The 15892-nt window shown below is 37.4% G+C and carries 13 protein-coding genes and 1 other RNA gene; 8 read left to right on the top strand and 6 right to left on the bottom strand.

Going from position 1 to position 15892, the window contains the following annotated elements; translation table 11 throughout:
* Positions 1-829 precede the first annotated feature (829 nt).
* From U736_RS0104320 to U736_RS0104300, 5 genes are all read right to left on the bottom strand, one after another.
* Positions 830-2356 carry a Do family serine endopeptidase gene (locus U736_RS0104320; protein ID WP_026500345.1) on the bottom strand — a complete coding sequence of 509 codons (1527 nt, stop codon included), beginning with the start codon at positions 2354-2356 and terminating at the stop codon, positions 830-832.
* A gap of 149 nt (positions 2357-2505) precedes the next feature.
* On the bottom strand, positions 2506-3441 hold the full coding sequence (hflC, locus tag U736_RS0104315; RefSeq protein ID WP_015856615.1) for a protease modulator HflC: 936 nt from the start codon (positions 3439-3441) through the stop codon (positions 2506-2508).
* A 2-nt stretch (positions 3442-3443) separates the two neighbouring features.
* Positions 3444-4589 (bottom strand): FtsH protease activity modulator HflK, encoded by a 1146-nt coding sequence (gene hflK, locus U736_RS0104310; RefSeq protein ID WP_015856616.1) that lies wholly within the window; start codon positions 4587-4589, stop codon positions 3444-3446.
* Positions 4590-4701: 112 nt separating this feature from the next.
* Complete coding sequence (locus U736_RS0104305; RefSeq protein ID WP_015856617.1) at positions 4702-5211, bottom strand: dihydrofolate reductase; 510 nt, start codon at positions 5209-5211, stop codon at positions 4702-4704.
* Positions 5208-6002 (bottom strand): thymidylate synthase, encoded by a 795-nt coding sequence (locus U736_RS0104300; RefSeq protein ID WP_015856618.1) that lies wholly within the window; start codon positions 6000-6002, stop codon positions 5208-5210. The genes U736_RS0104305 and U736_RS0104300 overlap by 4 nt, the downstream gene beginning before the upstream one ends.
* A 194-nt stretch (positions 6003-6196) precedes the next feature.
* Between U736_RS0104300 and U736_RS0104295 the strand changes: the two genes are divergently transcribed.
* The 3 genes from U736_RS0104295 to U736_RS0104285 all read left to right on the top strand — a co-directional run bounded on the left by U736_RS0104295 (position 6197) and on the right by U736_RS0104285 (position 11372).
* Positions 6197-7504, top strand: a complete 1308-nt coding sequence (locus U736_RS0104295; RefSeq protein ID WP_015856619.1) for an MFS family transporter — start codon at positions 6197-6199, stop codon at positions 7502-7504.
* Positions 7505-8093: 589 nt separating this feature from the next.
* Positions 8094-9404 carry an MFS family transporter gene (locus U736_RS0104290; protein WP_015856620.1) on the top strand — a complete coding sequence of 437 codons (1311 nt, stop codon included), beginning with the start codon at positions 8094-8096 and terminating at the stop codon, positions 9402-9404.
* A gap of 666 nt (positions 9405-10070) precedes the next feature.
* Positions 10071-11372 carry an MFS family transporter gene (locus U736_RS0104285; RefSeq protein ID WP_015856621.1) on the top strand — a complete coding sequence of 434 codons (1302 nt, stop codon included), beginning with the start codon at positions 10071-10073 and terminating at the stop codon, positions 11370-11372.
* 74 nt (positions 11373-11446) lie between these two features.
* Here U736_RS0104285 and U736_RS0104280 read toward each other — a convergent pair whose 3' ends face one another.
* Positions 11447-11752, bottom strand: a complete 306-nt coding sequence (locus U736_RS0104280) for a DUF2853 family protein (protein WP_015856622.1) — start codon at positions 11750-11752, stop codon at positions 11447-11449.
* A gap of 97 nt (positions 11753-11849) precedes the next feature.
* Here U736_RS0104280 and ssrA point away from each other — a divergent pair.
* The 5 genes from ssrA to U736_RS0104260 all read left to right on the top strand — a co-directional run bounded on the left by ssrA (position 11850) and on the right by U736_RS0104260 (position 15845).
* Positions 11850-12206, top strand: a transfer-messenger RNA (tmRNA) gene (gene ssrA / locus U736_RS11770).
* Positions 12207-12386: 180 nt separating this feature from the next.
* The gene (locus tag U736_RS0104275; RefSeq protein WP_015856623.1) at positions 12387-12932 is read left to right on the top strand and encodes an SspB family protein; all 546 of its coding nucleotides are present in this window, start codon (positions 12387-12389) and stop codon (positions 12930-12932) included.
* Positions 12933-12940: 8 nt separating this feature from the next.
* Positions 12941-13123: a DUF4169 family protein gene (locus U736_RS0104270; RefSeq protein WP_015856624.1), complete on the top strand. Its 183-nt coding sequence runs from the start codon at positions 12941-12943 to the stop codon at positions 13121-13123.
* Between the two features lie 10 nt (positions 13124-13133).
* Positions 13134-13385 (top strand): ribbon-helix-helix domain-containing protein, encoded by a 252-nt coding sequence (locus tag U736_RS0104265; RefSeq protein ID WP_015856625.1) that lies wholly within the window; start codon positions 13134-13136, stop codon positions 13383-13385.
* Positions 13386-13505: 120 nt separating this feature from the next.
* The gene (locus U736_RS0104260; RefSeq protein ID WP_015856626.1) at positions 13506-15845 is read left to right on the top strand and encodes an ATP-dependent helicase; all 2340 of its coding nucleotides are present in this window, start codon (positions 13506-13508) and stop codon (positions 15843-15845) included.
* Positions 15846-15892: the final 47 nt, after the last annotated feature.

Below are 15892 nucleotides of genomic sequence, written 5' to 3'. Positions count from 1 at the left end.
GAATTTCCAAGCATTTTTGCTATCATAATTCAATAATAAACTACAGCCATAATCATTCTGTCCGTTAGCCATTAAAAACAAACGTATTCTTTGTCATCATTTATGAAAATAATACTGAGCTTAACCTATACAATCAAACAGCTTTATTTTGTCCTATAAAAACAGCATGCTACTCTGATTTATAATAAGAGATTCAGAAATTGTCTTCTTCACGCTCTCTTTTTTACAACTATTTTTTCATCCATCACCAAGAAAGGTATAAATATATATAACTAATTTAGTCTAATATGATTTTTCTCTAGGATAACTTTTTTCAAACTGAAGTGAAAAAAACGTTCTCTATAGCACACAAAGTACAATCACAAAGTACTAAAAGTCTCACTAGATAAAACATTATTTATAATAATAATTGCACCCTTTATTTATAATAGTTGAGCATTTTGCAATCTGAATAAGAGCTCCCAATATCATAAGATTTTCTCATTTTTATGCTTCTCATAAAGTGCCATATCAATACCATTCACTTGTGCATCAAAAGCAGAGATAAAAATTGACTTGAACACAAGACAGAGATCTCTTATGCAGCACTTCAAAGCCTAGGCTGTTGCAATATTGGGAACTAGCAAATCTATTATGCTACAAACTTATACTTTTATTTAATGCAAAAATAGAGCTGCCCAACGGATTTTATGTTATACAATCCATGCTCTTTGTCGTGAAATAAGCTTGAGAAATATTGGACATCACATGGCTGAACTACAAAGTAGCCCATATACTAAGGCTGATAAAAAACAAAAAATTAATTTTTAAGCCTCAATCTATTGGGGTATCAATCCATTAGAAGCGTTACGAACCGTAACTCTCCATCTGGACGCGCTACGATGAATAGAGCATTTTTGCGTCCAGCTTCACGTAATTTATGAATACGTTTTTTAGCCTCATCGATTGTTGTGATAGCACTCTGATTAATATCAATAATGACTTCACCAACGCGAATACGCTTTTTATCCGCTGCGCTATTTTGTGCAACAGATGTTACCACTAGTCCTCGAAGTTTATCTGAAATTGAATAACGATGACGCAAATCCTCTGTCAATTCAGATAGCGTCATTCCCATAAATTGCATTGTCACGCTTTTCGACAGATCATTATCTTTTTTATCATCAACTTCTTCTTCTATATCTTCATTTGCATCTGTTTCAATCAAACGTCCAAGCTTAACTTTTACTGTTTTTTCTTGCCCATTCCGTAAAACAGTAACATCCACCACTTTTCCTTCTGAACTTTCTGCAACTAAACGCGGCAAATCACGTGCATGCTTAATTTTGAAATTACCAAAGGAAAGAATGACATCTCCAGTTTGTAACTGGCTATTATCTACATTATTTTCTTCCGTCTGTTCTATTTTACCAGCCACCAATGCTCCCACAGCACTGTCCAATTTTAAACTTTTTGCAATATCCTCTGTTACCGGCTGAATACGAATAGCCAACCAACCACGCCTTATTTCTCCAAAATCACGCAATTGATTAATAACAGAAAGGGCCATATCCGATGGAATAGCAAACCCAATACCGATAGATCCTCCAGAAGGTGAAACAATTGCTGTATTAATGCCAATGACTTCACCATTTCTATCAAATAACGGACCACCAGAATTGCCCCGATTAATTGCTGCATCTGTTTGAATAAAATTATCATAGGGACCAGCATTAAGATCACGGTTACGTGCAGAAATAATACCAACCGTTACACTTCCACCAAAACCATAAGGATTACCAATAGCCATAACCCAGTCACCAATACGTGCTTTTTCTGAGTCACCAAAACGCACAGCTTTTAATTTTTTACGTCCCGCATCCACTTGAAGTAGTGCCAAATCAGTTTTGCTATCCTTGCCAAGAAGCTTCGCCTTGAGTTTTGTACCATCTGTAAAATTAACTTCAATATCATCAGCATCAACAATAACATGATAATTTGTAACAATAATCCCTTTTTGCGCATCAATCACAAAACCAGACCCCAAAGAACGCACCTTTTGAAATTGACTATTTTTTTGACCATCTTTGGGTGTAAAAAAATCATTAAAATATTCCTCCAGCAATGAATCTTTGGGAATAACGGGTACCGAAGTATTTTCATCCTGTTCGGTTCCTTCAACAGTCTGTGCCGTAGAAATATTCACAACCGTCTCCAAAAGCTCAGAAGCTAAATCAGGAACAGAAAGCAATGTCTTGTTTGTCTCTGCGCTCCAAGACAAATTCACTGATCCTGATAAAAACAAAACCACACACAAAACAACTCTTGTGATAAAAGACTTCAAAAACGTATTTCCACTCACGATACTTCTATCCATGACATGCCTTTAACCAAAGCTGAAAAGAGCCCTACCCAATTTATTATACAAAATCAGTGTGGCTTAACACTGTCTTACATTCATCATAAAAAAAGCAGCTATAGAGCATACTTCTCATATGAAATAGTATACTCTATACATTGTTTCATCTATTCTCCACCAGACTTTGAATCAGTTTTGCTCAAACTAGGACTCATTGTTGATGAAAGCTTTTTCTTTACTTGCAGGGGATTTTGAAAATAAAAAAAGAAATCCTCATTCGGTGAAATGACCATCGGAACTCTTTCTAAATTCTTATACTGTTCCATCGCTAACCAAAAATCGTAAAAAGATGGATTAGCTTCCCGCGCATTTAATAAAATGCGAATACTTTCGGCTTGTCCTTCACCGCGAGTAATTTCAGCATCACGCTTTGCGGCTGCCACAATTTCTTCATATTCACGATTTGCTTCTGCCACAATACGATCTCGTTCTTGTTGACCACGAGCCCGGATATTTTCCGCAGCAGCCTCCCGTTCAGCTGCCATTTGCCGATAGACATCTTCTGAAACAGCATCGGTCAAATCAGTTTTTCGAATACGCACATCAACAATGGTAATACCCAACGAACCAGCATCTACAGAAAACTGCTTCTGTACTTCAGCCATCATCGCTCCCCGTTCATCCGATAAAGCTGCTTTAAATTCTCGCTTACCATAAACAGCACGCAAAGCGTCAATAAACCGTGGTGCAAGGTTTTCACGTGCCGCAATTTGTGGACGCCCTGAAGCAATACGCTGTAAAAACAATTTAGGATCCGTAATACGATAAATAAAGAACGCATCCACTTCGTAATAAGCACCCCCACGAACTTGTACCGATTGCGTAGGAACATCGTAACGCAACAAGCGATTATCCACCACAATCATCTTATCCACAAAGGGCATTTTCGAATAAATTCCAGGATTAGACTCCACCTTAACAATTTGACCAAAACGCTTAATTGCCACTTGTTGACGAGGATAGACAATAAAAAGTGACATCCATAAAATGATCAAAAGAAACATTATAGTACTAAAAATAAACAAAAAACGAGACTGCTGCATTATTAGCGTCCTCCAGAAATATGAGCATCCAAGAGCGATGTCGAACGTGCTGATTTCGCTTTTGCTTTTTCTGATAAATTGTTACGCAGCAATTCGTTCAAAGGAAGATAAGGCACCGCTGGAGAATTCATTTGATCAAGAACCAATTTATTTGGTGAAGAGAAAATACGCCCCATCGTCTCCATATAAAGACGATAACGCGCAGCCTCTGGTGATATTGCCGCCTCACGAGCTATGGCCTGAAAACGTTCGGCACGCCCGCGTGCTTCTTCAACCATTTGTGCTTTTTCACCTTTTGCGATTTCCCGTGTACGTGAAGCTTCACCATTTGCTAAACCAATCTTCGTAAAACGCACACGATTCCCCTCTTCAATCATTCGTCCACGTTCCTGCTCCGCTTGTTGAACAGAATTAAACGCAGCAGCAACCTTTGTCGGAGGAGCAGCTTCACTGATAGACACACGACTTATTTCAACACCAAGTTGATATTTATCTACAGTCAACTGGATAATTTTTCTAACGTCATTAGCAACTTCTTCTTTCTTGTCACGTAAAACATCATCAACCGGCCGCGAACCAATGACCTCGCGCATTGCACTTTCAGCAACCTGACGAACTGTTCCTTCTTGATCATTAACGTTGAATAAAAATTGTCCTGGATGTGAAATGCGATAGTAAACAGAAAAATTGACATTAACAATATTTTGATCACTAGACAGCATCAAACCTTCACTTTGTTGTACCTGACCAGGCTTCCCACCAATTGCGATTGTTTTTTCCGTTAAAGGCACTTTCATATAGGTCTCAATTGGCCAAAAGTGAAAATGCAAACCATCACCGATTATGCCTTCTTTAGGGACACCAAAACGCAATTCTACTGCTTGCTCATTTTGTTGGACAATATAAAGTGATTGATAGAGCAAAAAACACACAGCAAGAAGAAGGAACAAAACAACAGTTCCCCCTCTACTAAATTGTTTAAACTGATCCTTCCCTTTACGCAAAATATCATCAAGATTGGGACCATTTTCACCACCATTATTGCCACCAGAACCAAAAAGATTCTTAGCCGATGTTTTTTTGTCACCACTGTTCTTGTTTTTATCGCCACTCCACGGGCCACCACCATTTTGATTTGTCCAGGGCATTATCACCTCTTTAACTGACTACCACTCATTCAAATACCAACCATTCACTTAGATCTTATAGGGATTCTCTTATCTCATTACAATACAACTGACAGGTTCTTTTCACTTATGATTATTTTCGTTCATAAACCACAAAACGTGTCGGATGACTATCTTTTTCTCCTTTTGGAATATCTTGTGTTTCTACAATAGTCCATTTTTCTTTATCAAAAACAGGAAAAAAACTATCACCTTCTATAGAAGCTAAAACTTCTGTAAGGAATATTTTATCAGCCATATACAACCCTTGTTGAAAAATTTCACCACCCCCAATAATAAAAACTGCATCTGCACCATTTTGAGAAGCCACATTTTTTGCGATAGAACAGGCTTGCGACAAAGAATGAGCAATAACAGCGCCTTCAGCCGTGAATGCACAATTACGGGTAATAACAATATTTGTACGCCCTGGTAAAGGACGCCCAAGAGAATCCCATGTTTTTCGCCCCATAATAATGGGGTTACCAAAAGTCAAAGCTTTAAAGCGTTGCAAATCCGTGGATAAATGCCAAGGCATCGCACCTTCACGACCTATAACACCATTCTCTGCAACAGCTGCAATTAAACAAACTGGAAAAGTCATACTGCTACCGGTGCCTTAATATGTGGCTGCGCTTCATAATTAAGCAATTCAAAATCCTCAAATTTAAAAGAAAAAAGATCTGTTACCGCTGAATTTATAAGCATCAACGGCAAAGCATTTGGTATACGAGACAACTGATATCTCGCCTGTTCAAAATGGTTAGAATAAAGATGAGCGTCACCCAGAGTATGAATAAAGTCTCCTGCTTTAAGTCCACTTACTTGAGCAATCATCATCGTCAACAACGCATACGAAGCAATATTAAACGGAACACCTAAGAAAATATCTGCTGAACGCTGATAAAGCTGACAGGATAGCTTCCCATCAGCAACATAAAATTGAAAAAAACAATGACAAGGAGGCAAAGCCATCTCCTCTATCAGTGCGGGGTTCCAAGCAGATACAATTAAGCGACGAGAATCAGGCGTTTCTTTAATCATCGTCAAAAGATGACTGATTTGATCAATATGCCGTCCATCGGGAGCAGGCCAAGAGCGCCACTGATAACCATAAATAGGACCAAGGTTCCCTTTCTCATCAGCCCACTCATCCCAAATTGACACACCATGTTCCTTCAACCATGCAATATTTGTATCACCTCTCAAAAACCACAAAAGCTCATAAATGATCGAGCGCAAATGCAATTTCTTCGTTGTTAACAGAGGAAAGCCAGCCTGCAAATCAAACCGCATTTGATACCCAAAAATTGATCGCGTCCCCACACCGGTTCGATCTGTACGATCAATGCCGTTATTTAAAACATGCGATAAAAGATCAAGATAGATTTTCATATAAATATTATGGTTGATTCTTAACGTTACAGGAAATAGAAACTTCAAAATTTATAAAAATACAATTCAAAAAAATCCTCCTCCCAAACATCTTTTATAGGAAATCATTATTATACGATTGCATTTTGATGAATCAAATCGTAAATAAATTTTAAAAGAAACAAGTTAGGTATGATCATAAAAGGGATAAATTTATGGAGAATGAACCAACTTTAGCACCACATGATACAAGAAAACGTATCTGGGCTATCGTGTCCAGTGCATCAGGTAATCTAGTAGAATGGTATGACTTTTATGTTTATTCCTTTACATCCATTTACTTTGCATCACAATTTTTTCCCTCAGATGGCAATGTCGTTACACAACTTTTAAAAGCGGCTGGTGTCTTTGCTATTGGTTTTCTTATGCGCCCAATCGGCGGATGGCTTTTTGGCTTCATTGCCGATCGTTACGGACGCAAACGCTCTATGCTTATCTCTGTTTTTATGATGTGTGGTGGTTCGTTCTTAATCGCCCTACTTCCTACCTATGAAACCATTGGAGTAGCAGCAGGAATTCTTTTACTTTTACTCAGAATGCTTCAGGGGCTTTCTGTCGGTGGTGAATATGGTACAACAGCAACTTATATGAGCGAAATCGCCCTCAAAAATCGCCGAGGATTTTTTAGCTCTTTCCAATACACCACACTGATTGGTGGTCAACTTCTAGCCAGTCTTGTTATATTCATTTTAGCGCTTTATCTCACTGAAGATCAGCTAAAATCGTGGGGCTGGCGTATTCCATTTGCCATTGGTGGACTAGGAGCAATTGTTGCGATTTATCTACGCCGCACACTCCATGAGACAACGACCAAAGAAAGTCGTTCTAGTGCACAAGCTGGTAGTATTAGGGGACTTCTAAGCAACCACCGAAAAGCTTTTTTTCTAGTTATCGGCTTTACCGCTGGAGGATCGCTCACATTCTACACCTATACGACTTACATGCAGAAATATCTGATCACAACCACCGGCTTTGATAAACATACAGCCACAACTGTGATGACTGCTGCACTCTTTGTTTTCATGTTACTTCAACCTGTATTTGGTTTTATGGCTGATAAAATTGGAACAAGAACTTCACTCCTTATTTGGAGTGTTTTATCTATTATTTTTACCATTCCTGGACTTAATGTGATTGGTAGTACTGATAGTACATGGATTGCTTTATCAGTTATTATTGGAATGCTCTGCATTATGAGCTTTTACACATCCATCTCTGGCATTGTAAAATCAGAAATGTTTCCCGCTTCAGTACGAGCAATAGGAGTTGGGCTCTCTTATGCTATTGCCAACGCACTGTTTGGTGGTTCTGCTGAATATGTCGCGCTTGGATTAAAAGATCTTGGATATGAATCTGTCTTCTATTTTTATATAACCGGCATGATGATTATTGCATTCATTTCTGTTCTCTTAATGCCCGATGCCCGGAAAGAGGGTTATCTTCAAGGTGATAGTATCCATTAAATTTTCTAAACTAAATCAAGAATCCCGATTTTTCGGGCTTCTTGATTATGATAATACTGTAAAATCAATATTTATAATCTATTACAGACACGCCTTTCGTATCATAAAGAAGCGGTATCCTCTTCTTTGATATAAACCATGATGAATAAAGCACCTCATGCCATGACCCTATATTTTTCATGATACCAATAAATCCAGTATACTTAGCTTTAAAATATCAGATCTGTTTTAATTAGGATCCTCTTTTCTTTATCAAAAATAAGCAAAATATCGTTTCCTTATTTGTCTAATAATAGAAATTAAACCGCATCTATTATCACCAATCAATCCTCTCTCAACACCCCTTTCTGATCTGGATGATCAATGACACCGTTAAAGATACAATAAAAATCAAAACATACCTTCCTATAAAAATATGAGTACCGTTTTTGTTCTATGACAAAATAAAAACTGCAAACATCATGGAAATAAGCCACTTCCCCCCCCCCTTTTTTTTAAGAAACATCGCAATATGATTGAATTTTTATGGCTTAAACTGTAAACAACTTTAAAGAGAAGAAAAGTTATAAATCTAAAAGGGGAATACTTCATGAATAATCAAACAACTTTAGATCCACATGATACAAGGAAACGTATTTTTGCTATTATATCCAGTGCATCAGGAAATCTGGTAGAATGGTACGACTTTTATGCTTACTCCTTTGCATCGGTTTATTTTGCATCACAATTTTTTCCTGAAGATGAAGATATCGTTACACAACTTTTAAAAACTGCAGGAATCTTTTTTATTGGCTTTCTTATGCGTCCAATTGGAGCATGGCTCTTTGGATTCGTTGCGGATCGTTATGGACGTAAACGCTCAATGCTTATTTCTGTTTTTATGATGTGTGGCGGCTCTTTTCTCATTGCCATACTTCCCACTTATAAAACCTTGGGAATAACAGCAGCATTTCTCCTCCTTTTAGTCCGCATGTTTCAAGGACTTTCCGTTGGCGGTGAATATGGTACAGCAGCAACTTATATGAGCGAAGTTGCACCCAAAAATCGTCGTGGACTCTTTGCTTCTTTTCAATATGCAACAACGATCACAGGTCAACTTCTCGCAAGTTTTATAATATTTATTTTATCCCTTTACCTTACTGAAGATCAGTTAAAAGCATGGGGCTGGCGTATTCCTTTTGTCATTGGTGGCTTTGGAGCAATTGTTGCAATTTATCTGCGTAGTTTGCTCCATGAAACAACAACCCACAAAAGCCGCTCTGAACAACATGCTGGTAGTCTTAGAGAACTTTTTCGCAATCATAAAAAAGCTTTCTTTTTGGTTGTTGGCTTTACAGCTGGTGGATCACTCACATTTTATACATACACCACTTATATGCAAAAATATCTGATCACAACCACGGGTTTTGATAAACAAACCGCAACAACGATAATGACTGCCGCCCTCTTTATTTTTGTGCTACTCCAACCCCTTTTTGGTTTCATAGCCGATAAAATTGGAGCAAGAGCTTCACTCATTAGTTGGAGTACCTTATCCATTATCTGCACCATTCCTGTACTTAAAATGATTGGGAATGCCCATAATGCATGGGCAGCACTCTTAATCATCATTGGAATACTCTGTGTTATGAGTTTTTATACGTCCATTGCTGGTATCATAAAAGCAGAATTGTTCCCAGCCTCAATCCGCGCAATTGGTGTTGGATTTGCTTTTGCCATTGGAAATGCACTATTTGGCGGTTCTGCTGAATATGTAGCGCTTGGATTAAAAAATATGGGATACGAATCTGTTTTCTTTTTTTACATAGTTGGCATGATGGTCATTGCACTCATCTCTATTCTCCTTATGCCCGATATAGATAAAGGAGGATATCTCGATAAAGACGATAAACTTCATTAAACTTATTTTTCGGAAAAAAAAGCCCAAGAAAGTGGGCTTTTTTTATAATTATTTAATTTTTATTTATGAAACCCATTTCATTATCTTACTCTCAATAATGGACTGTCATCGAATATTTTCTATGACCTACAATATTACTTCCATAACCTATTGATTTGTAATGGTTGTTTATCATTTTGTATCTCAATTGAAAAACCCAAATACCATAAGATTTTTTCATTTCTACCCTTTTTATATCACGTCCTCATAACGATACCTCTTGCAACTCAGAAACAGAGTTAATGCTATGCATAAAATTATTTAATAAAAGAATAAAACAGCCTGTTACAAACTATTTAAATTGCAAAAAATGTATAAATCTATTGATATAATTTAACTTTAACAAATTTTAATGAACATAAAGGTATTTAAAATATAATAAAAACTTACTTAATTCTTATAAAGAATAGTTTTATATTTAAATTATAAATTTATTAAAACGATTTTTATTATTTATATTAATTAATAAAACTATTTATACTATAGAATAAATAATTTAAAATTGCAAAAGTATTTTATTTTAAATTTTTTTCATAAAAATAATCATTATACAATTGAATTTTTCTGGAAATCATAAACAATTATGGTTAGAAAATATCAACTATAAATTTAAAAGGGGAGCACTTCATGAAAAATGAAACAACTTTAGTACAACATGATACAAGAAAACGTATCTTCGCTATCATATCTAGCGCATCAGGGAATCTAGTAGAGTGGTATGATTTTTACGTTTACTCATTTGCGTCTATTTACTTTGCACCACAATTTTTCCCTTCAGATGGCGATGTTGTTACCCAATTTTTTAAAACTGCAGGAATCTTCTTTATTGGTTTTCTTATGCGCCCAATTGGAAGTTGGCTTTTTGGCTTTATTGCTGATCGTTATGGACGAAAAAACTCGATGCTCATATCTATTCTTATGATGTGTGGGGGCTCTTTTCTCATTGCCATACTTCCCACTTATGAAACTTTAGGGAGAACTGCAGCAATTCTTCTTCTCCTAATCCGTATGATGCAGGGACTTTCAGCAGGTGGTGAATATGGTACAGCTGCAACTTATATAAGCGAAGTTTCCCTTAAAAAACACCGCGGTCTCTTCGCTTCTTTCCAATCTGGTACGCTTATTACTGGTCAACTTTTAGCCAGTTTTATTATATTTATTCTGGCACTTTATCTAACGGAAGACCAATTAAGAACATGGGGCTGGCGTATTCCATTTGCTATTGGTGGATTGGGAGCATTCGTCGTACTTTATCTACGTCGTTCACTTCATGAAACAACCACCAAAGAAAGCCGCTCTCAAAAACATACTGGGAGTCTTAAAGAACTTCTAAGCAAACACACAAAAGCATTTTTTGTAATTGTTCTCTTCGCCTCTGGAGGATCTCTCACATTTTACACCTGTACGACTTATATGCAGAAATATCTGATCACAACTACTGGTTTTGATAAACATACCGCTACAACTGTAATGACCGCGGCACTCTTTATTTTCATATTACTCCAACCCATATTTGGTATCCTAGCTGATAAAATTGGAACAAGAAATTTACTTATCCTTTGGAGTGCACTCTCTACTCTCTTTACGATTCCTGGACTTATCATAATCGGTCACACGCATAATCCATGGATTGCGCTATCAGTCATTATTGGAATACTCTGTATTATGAGCATGTATACATCCATCTCTGGTGTCGTAAAATCAGCAATGTTTCCCTCTTCAGTACGAGCACTGGGAGTTGGTCTCTCTCATGCTATTGGCAATGCATTATTTGGTGGTTCTGCCGAATACGTAGCTCTTGGATTAAAAAATATAGGACATGAATCACTGTTTTATTTTTACGTAATCGGCGTAATGATCATTGCATTCATTGCCACCCTCTTTATACCGGATATGAGCAAAGGAGGATATCTTCAAGAAAACGATTAAACCTTCGATGCTAAACAAAAAAGCCCAAAGAATTTTGGGCTTTTTTATTGAGCAAAATTGAATTTTAAAATTGTTTAAATTTTATCAAGTGCGTTTAATTGTTTAGCTACCAAATAATAGAAAGTCATACGACTTTTTCTGCGATCTCCAGACATCATTTCTGCAACTTTTGACACAGCCATTTTAGCCCTCTGCTCATCCGCGCCTAATACATCTTGAACCCATTTTTCAACGCGTTCTAACTCTTTTGGATCCGATGTAGCAACAAGCGCTGCATCCTGCTTTTTCATCACCAAAGCTAAACGACGGCTAAGCCGTTCTACTGCTGCTTCATCGGGGTTTGAATCATATAGTTTAATATCTGCTAGATTATTGGTCATTTTGCATCATCTCCTCTCCAAAAATGAGCGGCCTATACTTTACAGCCGCATCATATAGCTCCATAAATAATTAGAGGATTAAAAATATTAACAACCCCCCCTTTTCCTAAGACTGTTCTTCATCTATATTTAAGGAGCTGGTTTACCAGCTATGGTAATAAATGGACAATGAAATAAACTCATTGGACCCGGGGGCGGTACCCGGCGCCTCCACCAAAATATAAGAGACCAAAGTTATATTTTGGTGGGGGCGAAATAGGATCGACAAGGGCGTAAAGATTGCTCTTTTACTCGGCATAGTACCACCGTTATCGGACTAAATGAGTAGTTGCAAATGACAACTATGCGGAAGCACGTCTCGCTGCTTAATGCAGTGCGAATGTTTCAATTTAAGTCTTAAACCGTCGCAGGTCTAAGCGGGGTTCGGAGGCACCTGGCAACAGAAGCCTTCATTTTTTTAAATGTTATTGATTGATCTTTCAAACATTATCAGACATTATTTACCATAGAGTTTCGTTTTTATTCGATTTATTGAGGTGCATCATAGACAAAATACTGCTAATTTTAAAATATATTTATCACACAATATCAATACGCCCCATTCTGCTCCGTGAAATAAAAGGAATAAACTTCGATGGTTAAAGATCAAATCCGTTACGATATTCTCGTTCAGGATGCGCTTCGTGGAGTTATCCGTAAAGTTTTATCGGAAGTTAGCAAAGCAGGTCTTCCGGGAAATCATCATTTTTTTATAACTTTTTTGACGAATGCCCCAGGTGTTAAAATTTCTCCTCGGCTAAAAAATCGCTATCCTGAGCAAATGACAATCGTCTTACAACATCAGTTTAGAGATCTCAGTGTTTCAGAAACAGCTTTCGAAGTAACCCTCTCCTTCAGGGAAATAACCGAAAAGCTCGTGATTCCTTTTACTTCCATTCAGGTCTTTTATGATCCTGTAGCAGCATTTGAAGCAGCATTTGATCTGCCCTCAAATCTTACCTCTGGAGAAAGTGAAAATTCAGAAAATACCTCAACTACGCCCATTACCTTATCAAACACACAAAAAAAAGAAAATACGCTTACAAAAGAACAAAATTTCAGTACAAATAAAGAATCTTCAAATAGCGATACAAAACAAAGTGCTGATGTTGTCTCTTTAGATTCTTTTCGGAAAAAATAAATTTTCTCATGACTGAATTGATTAATCTTCGCCGATTTCGAAAACAAAAAAAACGTATAGAAAAATCTCTTCGTGCTGAGCAAAATCGTTATCGTTTTGGACGAACAAAAACTGAAAAATTTTTTGAGCAACAAAAATCTTTAAAAGCGCAAAAATTTCTTGATCAAAATCGTTTACGAAACGACGAATAAAGGTGGAAAAATGCACGAAAATAATTCTATCGATTGGTCAAAAGTCATTCCACGAAAAATATCTGTTCGCGTTGATGGGCACGCAACAAGCGTCTCTTTAGAACCGCCATTTTTAGATATTCTAAAAGATATAGCCCGCAAAAAAGGACAATCTTTAGCCTTTATTATCACTGATATTGATAGCAAAAGACCACAACAAATCAATCTTTCGGCTTCGTTACGCGTTTATGCCCTTCAAAGCGTTCTCACCCAACGCCTTTAATGTTTATGCTTATTTTTTACGTTCTCTTTTTGTTTATTCAACTGAAGCTGTTGTGACTTTTTTAAGAGAAGTTTTTTTAATCTAGAACTTCAATGAAAAAAAGACTACAAAAGAGATATAATGAGTAATTTTTCTGATCACAACATACCTTTCTTTGAAGAAGATTCCCCTCCAGACCATGATAAAAGGAGCTCTGGTTTTTCCTCCCATACTCTAAAAGAACAAAAATCATATAACACAGACTATTTAAAACAACTCAATCCAGAACAGCAACAAGCTGTTATGAATACTGAGGGACCTCTTTTAGTTCTTGCAGGTGCTGGTACAGGAAAAACGCGCGTTTTAACAACCCGTATTTCTCATATTTTACGCTCTGGGCTTGCCTCTCCTCAACAAATACTTGCTGTTACTTTCACCAACAAAGCAGCACGTGAAATGAAAACACGTATTGGTGAACTTATTGGAGGAGTTGTTGAAGGTATGCCTTGGCTTGGAACTTTTCACTCCACTGGTGCTAAAATTTTACGCCGTCACGCAGAGCTTGTTGGTTTAAAAAGAAACTTTACAATTCTCGATAGCGATGATGTTCTTCGACTTTTAAAACAGCTTATTCAAGCTGAGGGACTAGACGATAAGCGTTGGCCCGCACGAAACCTTGCCATGATGATTGATTCTTGGAAAAATCAAGGACTTTCACCAGAACATATCTCAAAAAGTGATGCTCATTCCTTTGGCAACGGCATGGGACGCGAACTTTATCACAGTTATCAAAATCGATTAAAAGATCTTAATGCTTGTGATTTTGGTGATCTTCTGCTTCATTCTATCTCTATCTTCCAACATAATCCAGATATTCTTCGCGAATACCATTCTCAATTTCGCTATATTCTTGTCGATGAATACCAAGATACAAATACAGCACAATATCTTTGGCTTCGCCTTTTGGCACAACATCCCCAAGGTCAACATGTTAATCTTTGTTGTGTTGGCGATGATGATCAATCCATTTATGGATGGCGTGGTGCAAAAGTCGAGAATATATTACGTTTTGAAAAAGATTTTCCTTCTGCCAAAATTATTCGTCTAGAACGTAATTATCGCTCAACATCCCATATTCTTAAAACCGCCTCCCATCTCATTGCTCATAATGAAGAAAGACTGGGCAAAGTCCTTTTTTCTGCACAAATAAAGAGTGAGGAAGAAAAAGTAAAAATTCATTCAGCATGGGATTCGCAAGAAGAGGCCCGTGCCATCGGAGAAGAAATTGAACAAGCACACCAAACAGGTCATGCATTAAATCATATGGCTATATTGGTGCGTGCATCATTCCAAATGCGTGAATTTGAAGATCGCTTTGTAACGCTTGGTCTTAACTACCGCGTCATTGGTGGTCCTCGTTTTTATGAACGAATGGAAATACGTGATGCTATGGCTTATTTACGCGTTGTTGTCCAACCTGCTGATGATTTAGCTTTTGAGCGTGTTATTAATACACCGAAACGCGGCATAGGCGATGCAACCCTGCGCATTCTTTATGAGAGTGCGCGAGCACGTGCTGTTCCTCTCTTTTCTGCAGCCGCTGACATCATTGAAACAGATGAGTTAAAGCCTAAGGCACGCAGTGCGTTACGAAGCCTTATTGAAAACTTCCGCCGCTGGCAAAATATGCTTCAAGATACTCCTCATAAAGAACTTGCCGAGATTATCCTTGATGATTCTGGTTATACAACCATGTGGTTAGAAGATCGCTCACCAGAGGCTCCTACACGACTAGAAAATCTTAAAGAAATGATCCGTTCCATGGAACAATTTGAAAATCTTCAAAGTTTTTTGGAACATGTTGCACTCGTTATGGATGCTGAAAACAATGAAAATACCGATGCAGTCAACATCATGACACTTCATTCAGCCAAAGGACTTGAATTTGAAACAGTTTTTCTTCCTGGCTGGGAAGAAGGACTTTTTCCCCATCAGCGCTCATTAGATGAAGGTGGACGTTCAGGATTAGAAGAAGAACGGCGTCTTGCTTATGTTGGACTCACAAGAGCAAAAAAACACCTGCATATATGGTTTGTATCTAATCGTAGAATTCATGGACTTTGGCAATCTACTCTTCCCTCCCGCTTTCTAGATGAATTACCAGCAGAACATATAGAAGCCATAGCAATGGAAACATCTTATGGTGGTTATGGAAAATCTTCCTTTCAAAATCACGATTCCTGTTATACTGGCTATGCAACAGCAAGACAAAAGCATGCACAAAAAAACAAGACGATTGAAGGGAAAATTATCGCTCAATCAATCTCTCATGCATCATCAGATTTTTCCATCAATGATCGGATTTTTCACATAAAATTTGGTTATGGTCATATTACAGCAATAGACGATCATAAATTGACAATAATGTTTGAAAAAGCCGGAGAAAAGCGTGTACTGGATAATTTTGTCAACAAAGCTTAACTAAAAGCAAACCACGATCAGTTTTTGCAAGAGACCATTTTGTTTTA

Source organism: Bartonella grahamii ATCC 700132, assembly GCF_000518085.1.
Classification (GTDB): domain Bacteria; phylum Pseudomonadota; class Alphaproteobacteria; order Rhizobiales; family Rhizobiaceae; genus Bartonella; species Bartonella grahamii.
This window is presented reverse-complemented; position numbering and strand designations above follow the sequence as displayed.

What these genes read in the sequence shown, in the direction of transcription:
- hflK (WP_015856616.1), bottom strand. Translation starts at nt 4,589, where the DNA reads ATGCCCTGGACAAATCAAAATGGTGGTGGCCCGTGGAGTGGCGATAAA.
- U736_RS0104270 (WP_015856624.1), top strand. Translation starts at nt 12,941, where the DNA reads ATGACTGAATTGATTAATCTTCGCCGATTTCGAAAACAAAAAAAACGT.
- U736_RS0104275 (WP_015856623.1), top strand. Translation starts at nt 12,387, where the DNA reads ATGGTTAAAGATCAAATCCGTTACGATATTCTCGTTCAGGATGCGCTT.
- U736_RS0104285 (WP_015856621.1), top strand. Translation starts at nt 10,071, where the DNA reads ATGAAAAATGAAACAACTTTAGTACAACATGATACAAGAAAACGTATC.
- U736_RS0104260 (WP_015856626.1), top strand. Translation starts at nt 13,506, where the DNA reads ATGAGTAATTTTTCTGATCACAACATACCTTTCTTTGAAGAAGATTCC.
- hflC (WP_015856615.1), bottom strand. Translation starts at nt 3,441, where the DNA reads ATGCAGCAGTCTCGTTTTTTGTTTATTTTTAGTACTATAATGTTTCTT.
- U736_RS0104305 (WP_015856617.1), bottom strand. Translation starts at nt 5,211, where the DNA reads ATGACTTTTCCAGTTTGTTTAATTGCAGCTGTTGCAGAGAATGGTGTT.
- U736_RS0104290 (WP_015856620.1), top strand. Translation starts at nt 8,094, where the DNA reads ATGAATAATCAAACAACTTTAGATCCACATGATACAAGGAAACGTATT.
- U736_RS0104300 (WP_015856618.1), bottom strand. Translation starts at nt 6,002, where the DNA reads ATGAAAATCTATCTTGATCTTTTATCGCATGTTTTAAATAACGGCATT.
- U736_RS0104265 (WP_015856625.1), top strand. Translation starts at nt 13,134, where the DNA reads ATGCACGAAAATAATTCTATCGATTGGTCAAAAGTCATTCCACGAAAA.
- U736_RS0104320 (WP_026500345.1), bottom strand. Translation starts at nt 2,356, where the DNA reads ATGGATAGAAGTATCGTGAGTGGAAATACGTTTTTGAAGTCTTTTATC.
- U736_RS0104295 (WP_015856619.1), top strand. Translation starts at nt 6,197, where the DNA reads ATGGAGAATGAACCAACTTTAGCACCACATGATACAAGAAAACGTATC.
- U736_RS0104280 (WP_015856622.1), bottom strand. Translation starts at nt 11,752, where the DNA reads ATGACCAATAATCTAGCAGATATTAAACTATATGATTCAAACCCCGAT.